The sequence below is a fragment of the Pseudomonas sp. GM17 genome (assembly GCF_000282175.2).
Classification (GTDB): Bacteria; Pseudomonadota; Gammaproteobacteria; order Pseudomonadales; family Pseudomonadaceae; genus Aquipseudomonas; species Aquipseudomonas chlororaphis.
The window spans coordinates 1,972,909-1,992,890 of sequence record NZ_CP124732.1 but is presented as its reverse complement, the minus strand read 5'-3'; the positions used below and the strand labels follow the sequence as shown (position 1 = coordinate 1,992,890).

18 protein-coding genes are annotated in these 19,982 nt (G+C 64.7%); 12 read left to right on the top strand and 6 right to left on the bottom strand.

All coding sequences use genetic code 11. The annotated features are described in order from the left end of the window. Positions 1-165: 165 nt before the first annotated feature. Entirely contained in the window at positions 166-891 is a 726-nt protein-coding gene (locus tag PMI20_RS08885; protein WP_007927990.1) for a tellurite resistance TerB family protein, read from the bottom strand. Positions 892-1,080: 189 nt separating this feature from the next. Here PMI20_RS08885 and PMI20_RS08880 point away from each other — a divergent pair, with 189 nt between their 5' ends. From PMI20_RS08880 to PMI20_RS08850, 7 genes are all read left to right on the top strand, one after another. Continuing rightward, positions 1,081-1,995, top strand: coding sequence for a LysR family transcriptional regulator (locus PMI20_RS08880; protein WP_037035125.1), 915 nt, complete (start codon positions 1,081-1,083; stop codon positions 1,993-1,995). A gap of 104 nt (positions 1,996-2,099) precedes the next feature. Beyond that, a complete protein-coding gene (locus tag PMI20_RS08875; protein ID WP_007927993.1) occupies positions 2,100-3,590 on the top strand; it encodes a gamma-aminobutyraldehyde dehydrogenase in 1,491 nt (496 codons plus the stop codon). Between the two features lie 87 nt (positions 3,591-3,677). After that, the gene (gene ydcS, locus PMI20_RS08870) at positions 3,678-4,829 is read left to right on the top strand and encodes a putative ABC transporter substrate-binding protein YdcS (protein ID WP_007927994.1); all 1,152 of its coding nucleotides are present in this window, start codon (positions 3,678-3,680) and stop codon (positions 4,827-4,829) included. A gap of 161 nt (positions 4,830-4,990) precedes the next feature. Next, a complete protein-coding gene (locus PMI20_RS08865; RefSeq protein ID WP_007927995.1) occupies positions 4,991-6,028 on the top strand; it encodes an ABC transporter ATP-binding protein in 1,038 nt (345 codons plus the stop codon). 1 nt (position 6,029) lies between these two features. Then, on the top strand, positions 6,030-6,977 hold the full coding sequence (locus PMI20_RS08860; RefSeq protein ID WP_007927996.1) for an ABC transporter permease: 948 nt from the start codon (positions 6,030-6,032) through the stop codon (positions 6,975-6,977). Continuing rightward, on the top strand, positions 6,967-7,794 hold the full coding sequence (locus tag PMI20_RS08855) for an ABC transporter permease (protein WP_007928000.1): 828 nt from the start codon (positions 6,967-6,969) through the stop codon (positions 7,792-7,794). The genes PMI20_RS08860 and PMI20_RS08855 overlap by 11 nt, the downstream gene beginning before the upstream one ends. Before the next feature lie 160 nt (positions 7,795-7,954). Next, entirely contained in the window at positions 7,955-9,379 is a 1,425-nt protein-coding gene (locus PMI20_RS08850; protein ID WP_007928002.1) for a gamma-aminobutyraldehyde dehydrogenase, read from the top strand. Positions 9,380-9,495: 116 nt separating this feature from the next. Here PMI20_RS08850 and PMI20_RS08845 read toward each other — a convergent pair whose 3' ends face one another. Further along, positions 9,496-9,924, bottom strand: a complete 429-nt coding sequence (locus PMI20_RS08845; protein ID WP_007928004.1) for a hypothetical protein — start codon at positions 9,922-9,924, stop codon at positions 9,496-9,498. Between the two features lie 166 nt (positions 9,925-10,090). On the opposite strand from PMI20_RS08845, the gene PMI20_RS08840 reads away from it, so the two are divergent. From PMI20_RS08840 to PMI20_RS08830, 3 genes are all read left to right on the top strand, one after another. Beyond that, a complete protein-coding gene (locus PMI20_RS08840; RefSeq protein ID WP_007928006.1) occupies positions 10,091-10,396 on the top strand; it encodes a hypothetical protein in 306 nt (101 codons plus the stop codon). Between the two features lie 167 nt (positions 10,397-10,563). Further along, positions 10,564-11,160 carry a TetR/AcrR family transcriptional regulator gene (locus PMI20_RS08835; RefSeq protein ID WP_007928007.1) on the top strand — a complete coding sequence of 199 codons (597 nt, stop codon included), beginning with the start codon at positions 10,564-10,566 and terminating at the stop codon, positions 11,158-11,160. A gap of 5 nt (positions 11,161-11,165) precedes the next feature. Further along, positions 11,166-12,371 (top strand): DUF418 domain-containing protein, encoded by a 1,206-nt coding sequence (locus PMI20_RS08830; protein WP_007928009.1) that lies wholly within the window; start codon positions 11,166-11,168, stop codon positions 12,369-12,371. Between the two features lie 3 nt (positions 12,372-12,374). On the opposite strand, the gene PMI20_RS08825 is transcribed toward PMI20_RS08830, so the two are convergent. Beyond that, the gene (locus PMI20_RS08825; protein ID WP_007928012.1) at positions 12,375-12,908 is read right to left on the bottom strand and encodes a GNAT family N-acetyltransferase; all 534 of its coding nucleotides are present in this window, start codon (positions 12,906-12,908) and stop codon (positions 12,375-12,377) included. Between the two features lie 191 nt (positions 12,909-13,099). Here PMI20_RS08825 and PMI20_RS08820 point away from each other — a divergent pair, with 191 nt between their 5' ends. After that, entirely contained in the window at positions 13,100-14,719 is a 1,620-nt protein-coding gene (locus PMI20_RS08820) for a glucan biosynthesis protein D (RefSeq protein ID WP_007928017.1), read from the top strand. A gap of 193 nt (positions 14,720-14,912) precedes the next feature. Here the strand turns inward: PMI20_RS08820 and PMI20_RS08815 are convergent, their stop codons facing one another. The 3 genes from PMI20_RS08815 to PMI20_RS08805 all read right to left on the bottom strand — a co-directional run bounded on the left by PMI20_RS08815 (position 14,913) and on the right by PMI20_RS08805 (position 18,624). Then, complete coding sequence (locus PMI20_RS08815; protein WP_007923021.1) at positions 14,913-16,019, bottom strand: NADH:flavin oxidoreductase/NADH oxidase; 1,107 nt, start codon at positions 16,017-16,019, stop codon at positions 14,913-14,915. A 294-nt stretch (positions 16,020-16,313) separates the two neighbouring features. Further along, positions 16,314-18,023 (bottom strand): single-stranded-DNA-specific exonuclease RecJ, encoded by a 1,710-nt coding sequence (gene recJ / locus PMI20_RS08810; RefSeq protein ID WP_007923022.1) that lies wholly within the window; start codon positions 18,021-18,023, stop codon positions 16,314-16,316. A 61-nt stretch (positions 18,024-18,084) separates the two neighbouring features. After that, positions 18,085-18,624 carry a YaeQ family protein gene (locus PMI20_RS08805; protein ID WP_007923023.1) on the bottom strand — a complete coding sequence of 180 codons (540 nt, stop codon included), beginning with the start codon at positions 18,622-18,624 and terminating at the stop codon, positions 18,085-18,087. A gap of 149 nt (positions 18,625-18,773) precedes the next feature. Here PMI20_RS08805 and PMI20_RS08800 point away from each other — a divergent pair, with 149 nt between their 5' ends. Further along, the gene (locus tag PMI20_RS08800; RefSeq protein WP_007923024.1) at positions 18,774-19,973 is read left to right on the top strand and encodes a CaiB/BaiF CoA transferase family protein; all 1,200 of its coding nucleotides are present in this window, start codon (positions 18,774-18,776) and stop codon (positions 19,971-19,973) included. The last annotated feature ends 9 nt before the right edge of the window (positions 19,974-19,982 follow it).

The following is a 19,982-nucleotide window of genomic DNA, read 5'->3' as shown; positions in this document are numbered from 1 at the left end:
ATTGCGCACCACGTCTCACTCAGAGCGAAAGGCAGGGTCCGCTCTGGAGGGCTACTTTCCGCCAGATGACTCGAGCGCCGCCAGTGATGATCCGGCATAAGCAGAGGGCATTTCTGCCATCAAAGAGGGCGTGCGAAGCTTTCTCCAGCGCACGCCCGACTGGCGTCAAAGATTGGCCTGGCGCACCTGTTTTTCCAGTTCGAGTTTCAACCCCGGCTCCAGCTTGAGTTGACGCGCCAACTCATCCAGATAGGCCTTTTCCATGAAGTTTTCCTCGTCCACCAGCATCACGCTGGCGACGTACATTTCGGCGGCCATTTCCGGGCTGCCGGCGGCACGCGCCACATCCGCCGGGTCCAGGGGTTTGTTGAGTTCGGCGTGCAGCCAGTGCTGCAGCTCCTGATCGTTGTCCAGCCGGGTGAACTCACCTTCGATCAGGGCGCGCTCGCGCTCGTCGATATGGCCATCGGCCTTGGCCGCGGCCACCAGCGCCTTGAGGATCGCCTGGCTGTGTTGTTCGACCTGTTGCGCGGGCAGGCGGTCGAGGGTCTGCGGCTCGCTTTTCGGCGCGCCGGCCTGCTGCGCCTGCCAGTTGCCGTAGGCCTTGTAGGCGATCACACCCAGCGCCGCCAGGCCGCCATAGGTCAGCGCCTTACCGCCGAATTTGCGGGCTTTTTTATTGCCCAGCAGCAGGCCCATGGCGCCGGCCGCCAACGCCCCGCCGCCAGCACCGGACAACAGGCTGCCGAGCCCGCCGGAACCGCCACCGAGTAACCCGCCCAGCGCGCCCTTGTCGGCAGCGGATGCCTTGTTCTGCTGCGCCCCGGTCTTGTTCTGCAACAGGTCCTGGCCAGACTTGAGCAGTTGATCGAGCAATCCACGGGTGTTCATCCAAACCTCCAGCAACTTGAGTTGATCGAATCAATAAGGCCACCAGCCTAGATCGAAGTGCCCCGATCCTGGGCTCGAGTGTGCTTCCAGATGTTGCTTCGCCAGGCTCGGTCGTATGCCTGGGCAGCCCTTCGATTAAAAAGATATACACTCGAAAAAATCGATAAAACCGCCTGACCGGTGATGCCCATGATGACCTTGCGCCAGATCCGTCACTTCATCGCCGTGGCCGAGACCGGCTCGATCTCGTCTGCCGCCCAGGCGGTGTTCATTTCCCAGTCGACCCTGACCCTGGCGATCCAGCAGCTCGAACAGGAAATCGGCGTCAACCTGTTCAACCGCCATGCCAAGGGCATGACCCTGACTCACCAGGGCCACCAGTTCCTGCGCCAGGCGCACCTGATCCTGGCCACGGTCGACAATGCCAAGCGCAGCCTGCAACAGAGCACCGACCAGGTGGCCGGCCAGTTGATCGTCGGCGTGACCAGCCTGGTCGCCGGTTACTACCTGGCGGACTTGCTCACGCGTTTCCAGCGCGCCTACCCCAATGTGGAAATCCGCGTGATGGAGGATGAGCGCCCCTACATCGAGCACTTGCTGGTCAGCGGCGAAATCGACGTCGGGGTGTTGATCCTCTCCAATCTCGAAGACCGCCACGCCCTGCAGACCGAAGTGCTGACCCACTCCCCCCACCGCCTGTGGCTGCCCGCCCAGCACCCGCTGCTGGAACACGACAGCATCAGCCTGGCGGATGTCGCTCGCGAGCCGCTGATCCAGCTCAACGTCGATGAAATGGACCGCAATGCCCAGCGCCTGTGGTCCGGCGCCGGCCTGCAACCGCGCATCACCTTGCGCACCGCCTCCACGGAAGCGGTGCGCAGCCTGGTGGCGGCCGGGCTTGGGGTGTCGATCCAGCCGGACATGACCTATCGCCCCTGGTCGCTGGAGGGCGACATCATCGAGGCCCGGCCCATCGCCGACCTCAGCCAGACCCTCGATGTCGGCCTGGCATGGCGCCGGGGCACGGCGCGCCCGGCGCTGGTCGACCCGTTCCTGACCGTGGCTCGTGAACAGCCCCACGGCGGGCGCAAGCCATCTATTTAATCGAACGCTGCATTCAGTATTTGGTATTTGTCGAGTACCGGCCCCGCCACTAGTCTCTGATCATCCGTCCAGAGAGGGCCGGGCCTCCGTCACTGGAGAGCACCATGGCCATACAAGAAAAGAGAACCCGGAAAATGGCTGGCGCGCAGACTCCGTTGTCCACCGCTTTGTTGATCGATGGCGAATTGGTCGCCGGCCAGGGGCTTGTCGAACCTATCCTCAACCCGGCCACCGGCGAAGTGCTGACCCGGATCGCCGAGGCCAGCAGCGAACAGGTGGAAGGCGCGATCCTCGCCGCCCACCGCGCCTTTACCGACTGGTCGCGCACCACGCCCCAGCAACGCTCGAACATCCTCCTGGCGATTGCCGATGCCGTGGAAAAGCAGGCCGACCACCTGGCCCGCCTGGAATCGCTGAACTGCGGCAAGCCGCTGCACCTGGCGCGCCAGGACGATCTGGGCGCCACCGTCGACGTGTTCCGTTTTTTTGCCGGCGCCGTGCGCTGCCAGACCGGCCAGCTCGCCGGCGAGTACCTGCCGGGCTACACCAGCATGGTGCGGCGCGACCCTATCGGCGTGGTGGCGTCGATCGCGCCGTGGAACTACCCGATCATGATGGCCGCCTGGAAGATCGCTCCGGCCCTGGCCGCCGGTAATACCCTGGTGTTCAAGCCGTCGGAGCATACCCCGCTGTCGATCCTGGCCCTGGCGCCGACCCTGGCCGAACTGCTGCCGCGCGGCGTGCTGAACATTGTCTGCGGCGGTGGCGAAGGCGTGGGCAGCCACCTGGTCAGCCACCCCAAGGTACGCATGGTGTCGCTGACCGGCGATATCGTCACCGGGCAGAAGATCCTCCAGGCCGCCTCGAAAACCCTGAAACGCACGCACCTGGAACTGGGCGGCAAGGCCCCGGTGATCGTCTGCAACGACGCCGACCTGCAGGCCGTGGTCGAGGGTGTGCGCAACTACGGCTATTACAACGCCGGGCAGGACTGCACCGCGGCCTGCCGGATCTATGCCCAGGGCGGGATCCATGACCGTCTGGTGGCCGAACTGGGCGCCGCCGTGAGCAGCCTGCGGTTCGCCGGCAAGCGCGATACCGACAACGAGATCGGCCCGCTGATCAGCACTCGCCAGCGCGACCGCGTGGCCAGCTTCGTCGAACGCGCCCTGGGCCAACCGCATATCGAACGGGTGACCGGCGCGGCGGTGCATTCGGGCGCCGGCTTCTATTACCAGCCGACCCTGCTGGCCGGCTGTCGGCAGCAGGATGAAATCGTCCAGCGCGAAGTGTTCGGCCCGGTGGTCACCGTCACCCGTTTTGACGAGCTGGCGCAGGCAGTGGACTGGGCCAACGACTCGGAATACGGCCTGGCCTCGTCGATCTGGACCCAGAACCTGGACAAGGCCATGCAGGTGGCAGCCCGCCTGCAATACGGCTGCACCTGGATCAACAGCCATTTCATGCTGGCCAGCGAAATGCCCCACGGCGGCTTGAAACGCTCCGGCTACGGCAAGGACCTGTCCAGCGATTCGCTGCAGGACTACAGCGTGGTGCGCCACATCATGGCCCGCCACGGCAATGACCTGGAATAACGGCACTAAGCTAATAACAAGCCCTTAGGGCGCGCTCCACCACGTTCACAACTGCCCCGACCATAATTTGAAGAAGAGGGTTTCCCCATGTTCGTGCACAAGACCGCACTGCTCAGTGCAATCACCACCGCCCTGCTGGCCAGCGCCAGCCTCCAGGCCGCCGAACCGCTCAAGGCCGTCGGTGCCGGCGAAGGCCAGCTGGATATCGTGGCCTGGCCCGGCTACATCGAACGTGGCGAGAGCGACAAGAACTACGACTGGGTCACCGGCTTCGAGAAGGAGACCGGTTGCAAGGTCAACGTCAAGACCGCGGGCACCTCCGACGAGATGGTCAGCCTGATGGCCAAGGGCGGCTACGACCTGGTCACCGCGTCCGGCGACGCCTCCCTGCGGCTGATCGTCGGCAAGCGCGTGCAGCCGATCAACACCGCGCTGATTCCCAACTGGAAAAACCTCGACCCGCGCCTCAAGGACGCGCCCTGGTACGTGGTCGACAAGCAGACCTACGGCACGCCCTACCAGTGGGGCCCGAACGTGCTGATGTACAACACCACCGTCTTCAAGCAGGCACCGACCAGCTGGAGCGTGCTGTTCGATGCGCAGAACCTGCCGGACGGCAAGCCCAACAAGGGCCGCGTGCAGGCCTATGACGGGCCGATCTACATCGCCGATGCCGCGTTGTACCTCAAGAGCACGAAACCGGAACTGGGGATCCAGAATCCCTACGAACTGACCGAGGCCCAGTACAAGGCGGTGCTCGACCTGCTGCGCGCCCAGCAACCGCTGATCCACCGCTACTGGCACGACACCACGGTACAGATGAGCGACTTCAAGAACGAAGGCGTGGTCGCCGCCAGCTCCTGGCCGTATCAGGTCAACGGCCTGATCAACGAGAAACAGCCGATCGCCTCGACCATTCCCAAGGAAGGGGCCACCGGCTGGGCCGACACCACCATGCTGCACAGCGAGGCCAAGCACCCCAACTGTGCCTACAAGTGGATGGACTGGTCGCTCACGCCGAAGGTCCAGGGCGATGTCGCTGCCTGGTTCGGCTCGCTGCCAGCCGTGCCGGCGGCCTGCCAGGAAAGCCAACTGCTGGGCGCCGAGGGCTGCAAGACCAACGGCTTCGACCAGTTCGACAAGATCGCCTTCTGGAAAACCCCGCAGGCCGAGGGCGGCAAGTTCGTGCCGTACAGCCGCTGGACCCAGGATTACATCGCAATCATGGGCGGCAGGTGAGTTCCCTGTAGCCGCTGCCGCAGGCTGCGATAAGGCCGAAGGCCTTCAGCGATCTCAAGATCCTGCGCCCCCTTCGGGGTCGATCGCAGCCTTCGGCAGCGGCTACAGGTTCCTGCGCTCTTCGCCAAACCTGATTCCGCGCTTTCCCGGAGCACCGCACCATGACGCTTGCAGTCCAGTTCACCAACGTTTCCCGGCAGTTTGGCGAGGTGAAGGCCGTTGACCGGGTGTCCATCGATATCCAGGACGGCGAGTTCTTTTCCATGCTCGGCCCTTCCGGCTCGGGCAAGACCACCTGCCTGCGCCTGATCGCCGGTTTCGAACAGCCGAGCGCCGGCTCGATCCACATCCACGGGGCCGAAGCCACCGGGTTGCCGCCCTATCAGCGCGACGTCAACACCGTGTTCCAGGATTACGCGCTGTTTCCCCATATGAACGTGCGCGACAACGTGGCCTACGGCCTGAAAGTCAAAGGCGTCGCCAAGGCCGAACGCCTCAAGCGCGCCGAAGAGGCCCTGGCCATGGTCGCCCTGCAAGGCTACGGCGAGCGCAAGCCGGTGCAGCTGTCCGGCGGCCAGCGCCAGCGCGTGGCCCTGGCCCGGGCGCTGGTCAATCGGCCGCGGGTCCTGCTGCTGGACGAACCCCTGGGGGCGCTGGACCTGAAGCTGCGCGAACAGATGCAGGGCGAACTGAAGAAGCTGCAGCGCCAGCTCGGCATCACCTTCATCTTCGTCACCCACGACCAGACCGAAGCCCTGTCGATGTCCGACCGCGTGGCGGTGTTCAACAAGGGCCGCATCGAGCAGGTCGACAGCCCGCGCAACCTGTACATGAAACCGGCCACCACCTTCGTCGCCGAGTTCGTCGGCACCTCCAACGTGATTCGCGGCGAGCTGGCCGAACGCCTGAGCGGCAGCCAGCGGCCCTTCTCGATCCGCCCGGAACATGTGCGTTTCGCCGAAGGTCCGCTGCCCAGCCACGAGATCGAAGTCAGCGGCCTGCTGCACGATATCCAGTACCAGGGCAGCGCCACCCGCTACGAGCTGCAACTGGACAACGGCCAGACCCTCAGCATCAGCCGGGCCAACGACCAATGGCTGGACAGCGGCGCCCAGCACCAGACCGGGCAACGCCTCAGCGCGCGCTGGGCTCGCGAGGCGATGATCCCGCTGGCCGATACCCTGGCGAGCGGGGTGTGACATGAACACCCTGGCGATCACTTCCCAAAGCCCCGGCGGCTCGCCGCTGCGGCGCTTTTCCAACCTGCTGTACCGACGGCCGAACCTGTACCTGGCGCTGCTGCTGGTGCCGCCGCTGCTCTGGTTCGGCGCGATTTACCTGGGCTCCTTGCTGATCCTGCTCTGGCAGGGCTTCTACACCTTCGATGACTTCACCATGGCGGTCACCCCGGACCTGACCCTGGCCAACTTCGCCGCGCTGTTCCAGCCGTCGAACTTCGACATCATCCTGCGCACCCTGAGCATGGCCATCGCCGTATCGCTCGCCAGCGCCGTGGTCGCCTTCCCCATCGCCTACTACATGGCGCGCTACACCAGCGGCAAGACCAAGGCGTTCTTCTACATCGCGGTGATGCTGCCGATGTGGGCCAGCTACATCGTCAAGGCCTACGCCTGGACCCTGCTGCTGGCCAAGGGCGGCGTGGCCCAGTGGTTCGTCCAGCACCTGGGGCTGGAGCCGCTGTTGCAGTTCATCCTGGGGATTCCCGGGGTCGGCGGCAGCACCCTGTCGACCTCGCACCTGGGGCGCTTCATGGTGTTCGTCTACATCTGGCTGCCGTTCATGATCCTGCCGATCCAGGCCTCTCTGGAACGCCTGCCGCCGTCCTTGCTGCAAGCCTCCGCCGACCTCGGCGCCAAGCCGCGCCAGACCTTCATGCAGGTGATCCTGCCGCTGTCGGTGCCGGGCATCGCCGCCGGCTCGATCTTCACCTTCTCCCTGACCCTGGGCGACTTTATCGTGCCGCAGCTGGTGGGCCCGCCCGGCTACTTCGTCGGCAGCATGGTCTACGCCCAGCAAGGGGCGATCGGCAACATGCCGATGGCCGCCGCCTTCACCCTGGTGCCGATCGTGCTGATCGCCATTTACCTGTCCATCGTCAAACGCCTGGGGGCCTTCGATGCGCTCTGACTCAGCCAAGCACGGAGAACCAGCCTCGTTGGGCCTGCGCCTTGCCGCGTGGGGCGGGCTGCTGTTCCTGCATTTCCCGATCCTGATCATCTTCCTCTACGCCTTCAATACCGAAGACGCAGCCTTCAGCTTTCCGCCCCAGGGCTTCACCCTGAAATGGTTCAGCGTGGCCTTCGCCCGCCCCGACGTGCTCGAGGCCATCAAGCTGTCGTTGCAGATCGCCGCCATCGCCACCCTGATCGCCATGGTCCTCGGCACCCTGGCCTCGGCGGCGTTGTACCGGCGGGACTTCTTCGGCAAACAGGGGATTTCGCTGATGCTGATCCTGCCCATCGCCCTGCCCGGGATCATCACCGGCATCGCCCTGCTGGCGACCTTCAAGACATTGGGGATCGAACCGGGGATGTTCACCATCATCGTCGGCCACGCGACCTTCTGCGTGGTGATTGTCTACAACAACGTGATCGCCCGCCTGCGCCGTACCTCCCACAGCCTGATCGAAGCCTCGATGGACCTGGGCGCCGACGGCTGGCAGACCTTCCGCTACATCATCTTGCCGAACCTCGGCTCGGCGTTGCTGGCCGGCGGCATGCTGGCGTTCGCCCTGTCGTTCGACGAAATCATCGTCACCACCTTCACCGCCGGCCATGAACGCACCCTGCCGCTGTGGCTGCTCAACCAGCTCAGCCGGCCGCGGGACGTACCGGTGACCAACGTCGTCGCCATGCTGGTGATGCTGGTGACCATGCTGCCGATCCTCGGCGCCTATTACCTGACCCGCGGCGGCGAAAGCGTGGCGGGCAGCGGCGGCAAATAAAACCGGCTTGGAACCCGGGTCTGTAGGAGCGAGGCTTGCCCGCGAAGAGGCCGTCACCTTCAACATTGACGTTGGCAGACACCACGAATTCGCGGGCAAGCCTCGCTCCTACGGAGGCTCGTTTCCATAGAAAAACAATAGATTCGAAGAGGACATGACCATGCAAACCAAACTCTTGATCAACGGCCAACTGGTCAGCGGCGAAGGCCCTGCCCAGGCGGTATTCAACCCTGCGCTGGGCAAGGTGCTGGTGGAAATCAACGAGGCCAGCGAAGCCCAGGTCGATGCCGCGGTGCGTGCCGCCGACGCAGCGTTCCAGAGCTGGTCGCAAACCGTGCCGAAAGAACGTTCGCTGCTGTTGCTCAAGCTGGCCGACAGCATCGAAGCCCATGGCGAGGAGCTGGCCCGGCTGGAGTCGGACAACTGCGGCAAGCCGCTGAGCGCGGCCTTGAACGACGAGATCCCGGCGATTGCCGACGTGTTCCGTTTCTTCGCTGGCGCCAGCCGTTGCCTCAGCGGTTCGGCCGGCGGCGAATACCTGCCGGGGCACACCTCGATGATCCGTCGCGACCCGGTGGGAGTGATCGCCTCCATCGCGCCGTGGAACTACCCGCTGATGATGGTCGCCTGGAAAATCGCCCCGGCCCTGGCCGCCGGTAACACCGTGGTGCTCAAGCCCTCGGAGCAGACCCCGCTGACCGCCCTGCGCCTGGCCGAACTGGCGGCGGCGATCTTTCCCGCTGGCGTGCTCAACCTGGTCTTCGGCCGCGGCGCCACCGTGGGCCAACCGCTGGTGACCCATCCGAAGGTGCGCATGGTGTCGCTCACCGGCTCCATCGCCACCGGCTCGAACATCATTTCCAGCACCGCCGACAGCGTCAAACGCCTGCACATGGAACTGGGCGGCAAGGCACCGGTGATCATCTTCGACGACGCCGACATCGACGCCGCCGTGGAAGGCATCCGCACCTTCGGTTTCTACAACGCCGGCCAGGATTGCACCGCTGCCTGCCGCATCTATGCCCAGGAGGGTATCTATGAGCGCTTCGTCGAGAAGCTCGGCGCGGCGGTCGCCAGCATCAAATACGGCCTGCAGGGCGACCCGGATACCGAACTGGGTCCACTGATCAGCGCCCAGCACCGCGACCGCGTGGCCGGGTTCGTCGAGCGCGCCATCGCCCAGCCGCATATCCGCCTGGTCACCGGCGGCAAGGCGGTGGACGGCAACGGCTTCTTCTTCGAACCGACGGTGCTGGCCGACGCCCGGCAAGACGACGAAATCGTCCGCCGCGAAGTGTTCGGGCCGGTGGTCTCGGTCACCCGCTTCGCTGACGAGGCCCAGGTCCTGGGCTGGGCCAACGACTCGGAGTACGGCCTGGCATCCTCGGTATGGACCGCCGATGTCGGCCGCGCCCACCGCCTCTCGGCACGCCTGCAATACGGCTGCACCTGGGTCAACACCCACTTCATGCTGGTCAGCGAAATGCCCCACGGCGGGCAGAAGCTCTCCGGCTACGGCAAGGACATGTCCCTGTACGGGCTGGAGGACTACAGCGTCGTGCGCCATGTGATGTTCAAGCACTGACCGGCATCGCGGGCAAGCCTCGCTCCTACGAACCTGTACAACCCGTAGGAGCGAGGCTTGCCCGCGATGGTCACGACACTCATGAAAGAACGATGTGGCCAGGCCCGGCGGCCCGGCTAATAGCAATTACCGTCGGTTTCAGCACAGAACTCGTAGGGCGTGTTGCTGATGAACCCATCGAGCCAGTGGTGCTCCCAGTCCGGCCACTGAATGATGTAGGTCTTGCTGGCCTTGATGAACTCCAGGCCAAAGATGCGGATGCTGTTGTCGTCCTCGTACATCCGCAGGTCCAGCGACCAGTCTTCGATCAAGGGCGTGCGATAGACCCGTTGCGGCTCCTTGAGGTCGATGATTTGCAAGTAGCCCAGGCCGCCGAAGGGCACCAGCAGGCCACCGGCCGAGGCATGCTGCAGCAGGTAACGGCCGGAGGGGCTGGTGCTCGAATAGGGCTTGCGCTCAAGCACGGTGTTCAAGGCGCAGACGAACACCAGCGCGCAGGCGAACAGCAGTAAAACCAGCACCGTCAGCGTCTTCCTGTACTTCATCGCGCGCCCGCCAAAAAACTGCAATTCATTTGCCCGATCTCCTTGAAAGGCGGCTATTGAACGAGGTCTGGCCAAGCCGATCAAGTTGCGGCACCATCCGCCGCCACACAGCGCCAGGCTCCGCAGCCCGCGGCGCTGAAACCTCTCCGGCAGCCAGGATGCGCCCATGCCCTCGCGAATCGTCAGCCTGATGCTGCAAGTGGCCGTCTGGCTGGTGCTACCATTCGCCGCCCTGCAACTCGGCCTGGTACTGACCGGCGCCGTCGCCGCGCCTTTTATTTCGGCCCTGGCGATCCCCACCGGGGTCCTGTCCCTGGTGCTGATCCAGATCAGCCTGGTGTATGCCGCCGCCAAAGGCTGGCACGCCTGCCGCATGCCGGCCCACTATCGCTGGCTGGGCCTGTGGCTGGGCTGCGTGCTGGTGCTGTGTGCCGTGCCGTGGTTCATGCCGTTGGCGGGGAGCGGCATATGAATCCCTGGACTCACGGGTGCCCCGTCGATCCTCCTGCTCGGCCAGCGATAGACCGGGGAGCGCGTGGCGGAAGTCATCCCGTCGACTGATTTTTTGCAGACAAGGCTTGCCAAGCATTCAGGCTCACCCTTTAATTGAGTGATCAGTCAATTAACTAATGAGCCCACATGCGCCCCGCCAATCCCCTGCAACGCGAAGCCAAGCGAACCGCCCTACTGGATGCCGCTGCCCAGTGTTTTGCCGAAGCCGGTTTTGTCGCCACCCGCACCGCTGACATTTGCAGCACCGCGGGCATGAGCTCCGGCAATCTGTTCCATTACTTCAGCAGCAAGCACGAACTGCTGTTGGCGCTGATCGCCCGGGAAGGTGAAGAGACCGCCGCCGCGATGGCTGCACTGGTCGCGGCTGAAGACCCGATGGCGGCCCTGTCAGGCTTCCTCGAGCACGTCTGCCAACTGGCCAGCGACCGCCATTACGCCGGCCTGGCCCTGGAGATTTCCGCCCTCGGCCACCGCGACGAAGCCGTGGCACACCTGGTCAAGGCCAACGATCTGGTGTTGCGCGAAGGGCTCGCCGCTCTGGTGGACGCCGCAGGCCGAGCCGGGCAATTGCACACCAAACTGAGCCCCGAACAGGCCGCCACCTGGCTGGCCGCGCTGGTCGACGGCCTGTTCGCCCGGGTCGCCGCCGACCCGCTGTTCAACCCGCAAGACCAATCCCAGGTGCTGCAACAACTGGTGGCCCACCTGCTGCAAGGACGCTGACCCAGATGAACAGCCCCGCTCGCCCCGGCCTCGAGAAAATCACGTCCGCCACTCGCCTGCTGCACATCGATGCCCTGCGCGGGTTCGCCTTGCTGGGCATCCTGGCGGTGAACATCTGGGTGTTCACCGACCCTTACTACGGCGCCTCAGTGAGCAATCCGGCCTACCCCGCCGCCATCGATCACGCCATCCGCTTCCTGATCTCGACCTTGTTCGAAACCAAGTTCTACCTGCTGTTCTCCTTTCTCTTCGGCTACAGCTTCACCCTGCAACTGGCTTCGGCGCAGCGCTCGCAGAGCGCGTTCGTACCGCGCATGGTACGCAGGCAACTGGCGCTGCTGGCGATCGGACTGATCCACGGCGCCGTGCTGTTCTACGGTGAGATTCTGTCTCTCTACGCAGTGCTCGGCCTGGTATTGCTGGGGCTGCGCAACCTTTGCCCGCGACGCGCGCTCAAGCTGGCGGTGGGACTGCTGGTGTGCTCGGCGCTGATTTTCATGGCGCTGGGCCTGCTGCAACTAGCCGAAAGCAATTACGTCGGCAGCATGGAATGGGAACCCGTGGACAAGGCCTTCCTGCTCGGCTCGAGCGTCTTGGGCACCTTGAGCTTCAACCTCAGTCACCTGCCAGAGACCATCCTCGCGTTATGGCTGTTGCAGGGCCCCAGTACCTTGGCAATGTTCCTGTTCGGCTATGTAGCCGGACGCCGCGGCTGGCTGGTGGCGCCCTACGTCTTCGACGCCTGGAAGGACAGGTTATTGAGCCTGATGCTGCCCATCGGCCTCGGCGGCGCGCTCATCTATGGCTATACCGCCGCCTATGCCCCCGGCGCTGGCCTGGAAGCCCTGGGATACGGCATAGGCCAGTTGACCGCGCCCCTGCTCACCGCCAGCTACGTGCTGCTGTTCCTTGGCGCGTTCAACTCGCCCCTGGGCGAACGAGTGTGCAGGTTGCTGGCCCCCATGGGACGCATGTCGCTGAGCAACTACCTACTGCAATCCTTGCTCCTGAGCCTGATATTCACCGGCTACGGCCTGGGCCTGATCAACCAGCTGGGCTCGGCCTGGATCCTGCTGATCGTGATCGCTCTCTACGCGCTGCAACTGTGGCTCAGCACCCTGTGGATGCGCGGCCATCAATATGGCCCTTGCGAATGGCTGCTGCGGGCCGTAACCCTCCTCGCCTGGCCGGCCTGGCGCAAAGCCCGCTGAAGATCAGGCCAGCCTGAGGTACAGATGGATGTCCTCGGGTTCCAGGCGATACAGCTCTGGATCGGGGGCCGCCAACAGCTCGCAGCCCAGGCGGCGATAGAAATCCACGGTATTGCGCGACGGCGTGGCCGAGACATACAGCCCCTCGCCGCCCATGCGCCGCGCCTGCTCGGCGGCCAGGCCGAACAAGCGCTGGCCCAGGCCGCGCCCGCGATACGCCTGGCTGACATGCAGGAACTTCAACTGCCGCAGCTGCAGGCCGGCGTTGTGGATCACCAGGCAATCGACCACCGCGGCGGCCACCAGCCGGTGCTCGTCGAACACCCCGTACAGCCAGCCGCCGCGCTGTTCACACGCCTGCAAGACCTGCGCGTCATGCTCGGCTTCGCCGGGCGGCCAGCCGGTCACCACCTCGCGCTGGGGATAACCCAGCAGTTGCCCGTCCTGCAGGCGGTAGAACTCTTCGATCAGTTCCGCGCGGTCAATCAGTTTGAACAGCGGGATGTCTTGCGGGGTCAAAGGGCGTTCATTGAGCATCTTGGTTTTCCTGAAGCCATCCGTGGTTTTACGTATCGATACACGCGGGGCATTTTTTGCCTCGGGCGAACCGATTATTCTATCCGCCCGCTGTTAAAAGTCCGTTGTGTTTGGCCGAAGGCATGACCGAACCTCCATTTCCGATCCAGCGCAGCCAGGAAGGGCTCGGGATCTCCTGACAAGGTTCACTTATGCATCGCAGGCATCTTCTGAAAGCATCCATGGCGCTGGCCGCCTACACCGGCCTGTCGGCCACGGGTCTGCTGGCCACCCGGGCCTGGGCGGGCGCCGCCGACGGCGAAGCGCAAGCCTTCGATTTCGAGATTCTCAAGGCCCGGGCCAAGCAGTTGGCCGGCAAGCCCTATGTGGACACCAAGCAGGTGCTGCCACCGACCCTGGCGACCATGACCCCGCAGAACTTCAACGCGATCCGGTACGACGGCAACCACTCGCTGTGGAAGGAGCTGAACGGCCAGCTGGACGTGCAGTTCTTCCACGTCGGCATGGGCTTCAAGCAGCCGGTGCGCATGCACAGCGTCGACGCCAAGACCCGGCAGGCGCGGGAAGTGCATTTCCGCCCGTCGCTGTTCAACTACCAGAACACCAGCGTCGACACCGCGCAGCTCAAGGGCGACCTGGGTTTTGCCGGCTTCAAGCTGTTCAAGGCCCCGGAGCTGGACAGGCACGATGTGGTGTCCTTCCTCGGCGCCAGTTATTTCCGCGCCGTGGACAAGACCGGCCAGTACGGCCTCTCGGCCCGCGGCCTGGCGATCGACACCTACGCCAAGAAACGCGAAGAATTCCCCGACTTCACCCAGTTCTGGTTCGAGACCCCGGACAAGGACAGCACCCGTTTCGTGGTCTATGCCCTGCTCGATTCGCCCAGCGCCACCGGCGCCTACCGCTTCGACATCGACTGCCAGGCCGAGCGCGTGGTGATGGACGTCGATGCGCACGTCAACGCCCGCACCGCCATCGAACAACTGGGCATCGCGCCGATGACCAGCATGTTCAGCTGCGGCACCCATGAACGGCGCATGTGCGACACCATCCATCCGCAGATCCACGACTCGGACCGCCTGGCCATGTGGCGCGGCAACGGCGAGTGGATCTGCCGTCCGCTGAACAACCCGGCGACCCTGCAGTTCAACGCCTTCGCCGACAAGGACCCGAAGGGTTTCGGCCTGGTGCAGACTGACCATGAGTTCGCCAACTACCAGGACACCGTGGACTGGTACAGCCGGCGCCCGAGCCTGTGGGTCGAGCCGACCACCGCCTGGGGCGAAGGCTCGGTCGACCTGCTGGAGATCCCCACCACCGGCGAGACCCTGGACAATATCGTGGCCTTCTGGACCCCGAAAACACCGCTGGCCGCCGGGGATTCGCTGAACTACGGCTACAAGCTGTACTGGAGCGCCCTGCCACCGGTGGGCACGCCGCTGGCGCGGGTCAACGCCACCCGTTCGGGCATGGGCGGCTTCGTCGAGGGCTGGGCGCCGGGCGAGCATTATCCGCCGGTCTGGGCCCGGCGCTTCGCCGTGGACTTCAACGGCGGCGGGCTGGAGCGGCTGCCGGAGGGCACCGGCATCGAGCCCGTGGTCACTGCGTCGAACGGTCAGGTCAAGGATTTCCACGTGCTGAAGCTGGACGAGATCCAGGGTTATCGCGTGCTCTTCGACTGGTACCCGACCAACGATAGCGTCGATCCGGTGGAGCTGCGGCTGTTCATCCGCAGCAACGATCGCACCCTGAGCGAAACCTGGCTGTACCAGTACTTCCCGCCGGCACCGGACAAGCGCAAGTACAGCTGATGCAGCACTATCTGTAGCCGCTGCCGCAGGCTGCGATGGGCCGCGCAGCGGACCCAGGCTCTTCAGTCGATCCGCGTCGCCCGATTTGCGACCGGTTCCCGGTCGATCGCAGCCTGCGGCAGCGGCTACAGGTTGCCCGCCAGCACAAAAAAACCGGCCCTCACAGGCCGGTTTTTTTATGCCTCCGCGCAGCTCACTCGCGCAGATCCGACTCGTGAATCGGCTGGTCGCGATGGGTCGCGCGCTGGTACTGCGCCGGCCAGATCGCCTTGTGCCCGCTCAGGTCGTCGTCGGCGTGCAGCGGCCAGTACGGGTCGCGCAGCAGCTCCCGGGCGAGGAAGATGATGTCGGCCTGGCAGGTGCGCAGAATATGCTCGGCCTGGGCCGGCTCGGTGATCATGCCCACGGTGCCGGTGGCGATCCCCGACTCCTTGCGCACCCGTTCGGCGAAGCGGGTCTGGTAGCCCGGGCCGGTGGGGATTTCGGCATTGACCGCGGTGCCGCCCGACGAGACATCGATCAGGTCCACCCCCAATGCTTTCAGGCGGCATGCCAGCTCGACGGTTTCGTCCGGATTCCAGCCGTCCTCCACCCAGTCGGTGGCCGACACCCGGACGAACAGCGGCAATTCTTCCGGCCAGACCGCCCGCACCGCCTCACACACCTGCAGGACCAGGCGAATGCGGTTATCGAAGGAGCCACCGTACTGGTCGCGACGCTGATTGCTCAGGGGCGAGAGGAATTGATGCAGCAGGTAGCCATGGGCAGCATGCACTTCGACCACCTTGAAACCGGCGACCAGGGCGCGTTTGGCCGAATCGACGAAGGCCTGGACGATCGCGGCGATCTGCCCTTCGTCGAGCTGGGTCGGCGGCGTGTGTTGCGGGTCGAAGGCAATCGGCGAAGGGCCAACCGGGACCCAGCCGCCCTCCTCGGGCTTGACGCTGCCGTGCGTGCCCAGCCAGGGCCGATGGGTGCTGGCCTTGCGTCCGGCGTGGGCCAGCTGGATGCCGGCAACCGCGCCCTGGGCGGTGATGAACCGGGTGATGCGTTGCAAGGGTGCAATCTGTTCGTCGTTCCACAGGCCGAGGTCCTGGGCGGTGATGCGCCCGTCGGCGGTGACCGCCGTGGCCTCGGTGAAAATCAGTCCGGCGCCGCCCACGGCACGACTGCCGAGGTGCACCAGGTGCCAGTCATTGGCCAGTCCATCTACGCTGGAGTACTGGCACATGGGCGATACCGCGATGCGGTTGAGTAAGGTCAATTGACGAAGGGTATAGGGCTCAAGCAGCAGACTCATGGGGCACCTCTCGATCAGTGGTCAGGCTCCAGGGTTCTGTTTGAAAAGTCGACGAGTGACTGGAAAGGAACAGCGCCCGCCCCCGCGGGAGAAAAAGGACAAAACGTCACAAGGCCAATCAAGCAGTGTTTAGAGCCTAGTCGACAACGGCGCGACCAGCAGGGTTCCGATGCACTTTGTCAGTGCCCGGCCTGGTACACCGCAGCGTCCTCTTCGCCGGCAAGCCTGGCTCCTACAGAAGCAGCGCCCACCGTTCGTAGGAGCGAGGCTTGCCCGCGAAAGCGTCCGCGCGGGTCAGCGCGGTTCGATATGGGCGATCATCAGTTGCACCGTTTCCTGGCCGCGGAACTCGTTGAGGTCCAGCTTGTAGGCCAGTTCCACCCAGCGGATGGTCGGGTTCGGCCAGATATCGCGGTCGATGCCGAAGGCGATGCCGTCGAGTTTCACCGAACCGCATTCGCTGCGCAGCACCACCTTGAGGTGGCGCTCGCCGACGACGCGCTGCTCCACCAGTTGGAACACGCCATGGAACAGCGGCTCGGGAAAGTGCTGGCCCCAGGGCCCGGCATGGCGCAGGGCACGGGCCAGTTCGAGGTGGAACTCTTCCACCGCCAGGGTGCCGTCCGACAGCAGGCGCCCGGTCAGGTCTTCCTCGCGCAGCTGGCGGCGCACCTCGGCATCGAAGGCCTCGGCGAAGGCCGGGAAATTCTGCTCCGGCAGCGACAGACCGGCGGCCATGGCGTGACCGCCGAACTTGCTGATCAGGTCCGGATGTTTGGCCGCCACCGCGTCCAGGGCGTCGCGGATATGAAAGCCCGGCACCGAACGCGCCGACCCCTTGAGCATGCCTTCGCCGGCGTCGGCAAAGGCGATGGTCGGCCGGTGGTAACGCTCCTTCAGCCGCGAAGCGAGAATCCCGATCACTCCCTGGTGCCAGTCGGGCTCGAACAGACACAGGCCGAACGGCATTGATTCCACCGGCAAGTCCTTGAGCTGGGCCAGGGCTTCGCGCTGCATGCCCTGCTCGATGGATTTGCGGTCCTGGTTCAACTCGTCCAGCTGGCTGGCCATTTCCCGCGCCAGGGCCATGTCATGGCTGAGCAGGCATTCGATGCCCAGGCTCATATCGTCCAGGCGACCGGCGGCATTCAACCGTGGGCCAAGGATGAAGCCCAGGTCGGTGGAGGTGATGCGCGACGCCTCGCGCTTGGCCACTTCGAGGATCGCCTTGATCCCCGGCCGCGCGCGCCCGGCGCGAATCCGCTCCAGCCCCTGGTGCACCAGGATGCGGTTGTTGGCGTCCAGCGGCACCACGTCGGCCACGCTGCCCAGCGCCACCAGATCCAGCAGCTCGCCGATATTCGGTTGCGGCTTGGCTTCGTACCAGCCAAGGCTGCGCAGGCGGGTGCGCAGCGCCATCAGCACATAGAAGATCACCCCGACCCCGGCCAGCGCCTTGCTCGGGAACTCGCAGCCGGGCTGGTTCGGGTTGACGATGGCGTCGGCCGCCGGCAACTCGTGGCCCGGCAAGTGGTGGTCGGTGACCAGCACTTTCAGCCCGGCCGCCTTGGCCGCCGCCACGCCCTCGACACTGGAGATGCCGTTGTCCACGGTGATCAGCAGCTGGGGCTTGCGCTCCAGGGCCACCGCGACGATTTCCGGGGTCAGGCCGTAGCCATATTCGAAACGGTTCGGCACCAGGTAATCGACATGGGCCGCGCCCAGCAGGCGCAGGCCGAGCAGCCCCACGGTACTGGCGGTAGCGCCGTCGGCGTCGAAGTCGCCGACGATCAGGATGCGTTCGCGCTGCTCCAGCGCCGTCACCAGCAAGTCGACTGCCGCCTCGATGCCCTTGAGCTGCTGGAACGGGATCAGCCGCGCCAGGCTCTTGTCCAGCTCGGCCTCGGACTGCACGCCACGGGCGGCGTACAGGCGGGTCAGCAACGGCGGCAGATCACCGAGAAATGGCAGGGTGGCGGGCAACTCACGAGGTTCGATACGCATGGGGTGACAGAAGCTTCTCTTCGATACGGGGGATACGGCGAAACAACGCGGCGTGGCGAACTCAGCGTTCGCCCAACAACCATTCCAGCTGGACTTCGTGCTGGCCGCGATCGTCGGTGACGAAGATCGTGCCTTCGCTGATCATCACGTCCCACTTGATAACGCGCGGCATGTCCTTGGCCAGGACTTCCAGGACGTCCTGGGGCACGCCGGCGATATTGAGGTTCTTCAGGTTCTTCACCGCGTCCACTACGCGGGTCTGCCACACACGCAGGCTGCCGTAGGCCAGCAAGCTGGTGCGCTCGGTACGGCGCGAACACCAGGTCAGGCGCTCGGCGTCCGGCTGGCCGACTTCGATCCAGTGCAGCACGCGGTCGTCCAGGCTTTTTTCCCACAGGGCCGGCTCATCCACTTCCGACAGGCCACGACCGAACGACAGGTGTTCGTTGTACCAAAGGGCGTAGGCCAGCAGACGCACGGTCATGCGCTCTTCGGTTTCCGACGGATGGCGGGCGATGGTTTGCTTGACGCTTTCGTACACCCCGCGATCGAGGTCAGTCAGGTTCAATTCAAACTTGTAGGTGGTAGACGGCTGGGCCATGGACGGGGCTTCTTGATACGAGGAAAGGCGGCAAGTCTAACCGATGCACGCGCCAATCCACGAATCGCGCACCATCATCCTTTGGCGAGGGAGCGCCGGGCTATGTTAAAACGCTCTACCGTCCAATCTTTGTCCTACAAGGATCTTCCATGCCGCTTACCGCCAAACCCCTTGCCGGCCTGAAAGTCGTCGAACTCGGCACCCTGATCGCCGGCCCGTTCGCCTCGCGCATCTGCGCCGAATTCGGCGCCGAGGTGATCAAGGTCGAATCGCCGGACGGCGGCGACCCGCTGCGCAAGTGGCGCAAGCTGTATGAAGGCACGTCCCTGTGGTGGTTCGTCCAGGCGCGCAACAAAAAGTCCCTGACCCTGAACCTCAAGCACCCGGACGGCCTGGAGGTGCTGAAGAAGCTGTTGGCCGAGGCCGACATCCTGATCGAGAACTTTCGCCCCGGGGTCCTGGAAAAGCTCGGCCTGGGCTGGGACACCCTGCATGCGCTCAATCCCAAGCTGGTGATGGTGCGCCTGTCCGGCTTCGGCCAGACCGGGCCGATGAAGGACCAGCCCGGTTTCGGCGCGGTCGGCGAGTCCATGGGCGGGCTGCGCTACATCACCGGTTTCGAGGACCGTCCGCCGGTGCGCACCGGCATTTCCATCGGCGACTCGATTGCCGCCCTGTGGGGCGTGATCGGCGCGCTGATGGCCCTGCGGCACCGTGAGGTCAACGGCGGCCAGGGCCAGGTGGTGGACGTGGCGTTGTACGAAGCGATCTTCGCCATGATGGAAAGTATGGTCCCGGAGTTCGATGTCTTCGGCTTCATCCGCGAACGCACCGGCAACATCATGCCCGGCATCACGCCCTCCTCCATTCATACCAGCGCCGATGGCAAGCATGTGCAGATCGGCGCCAACGGCGATGCGATCTTCAAGCGCTTCATGCTGCTGATCGGCCGCGACGACCTGGCCAACGACCCGGCCCTGGCCAGCAACGACGGCCGCGACAGCCGGCGCGACGAGCTGTACGGGGTCATCGATCGCTGGGTCAACTCGCTGCCGCTGGAGCGCGTGCTCGAATTGCTGAACCAGGCACAAGTCCCTGCCAGCCGCATCTTCAGCGCCGAGGACATGTTCAGCGATCCGCAGTTTCTCGCCCGGGAAATGTTCCTCCAGGCCAAGCTGCCGGACGGCAAGGCATTCAAGATGCCCGGCATCGTGCCGAAACTCTCGGACACCCCAGGCTCGTCCGAATGGGTCGGCCCCGCGCTCGGCGAACACAATGCCCAGGTACTGGGCGCCCTGGGCTACGACGAGCAGCAGATCAAAAGCCTGCGTGACAACGGCGCGATCTAGTTTGAAAAG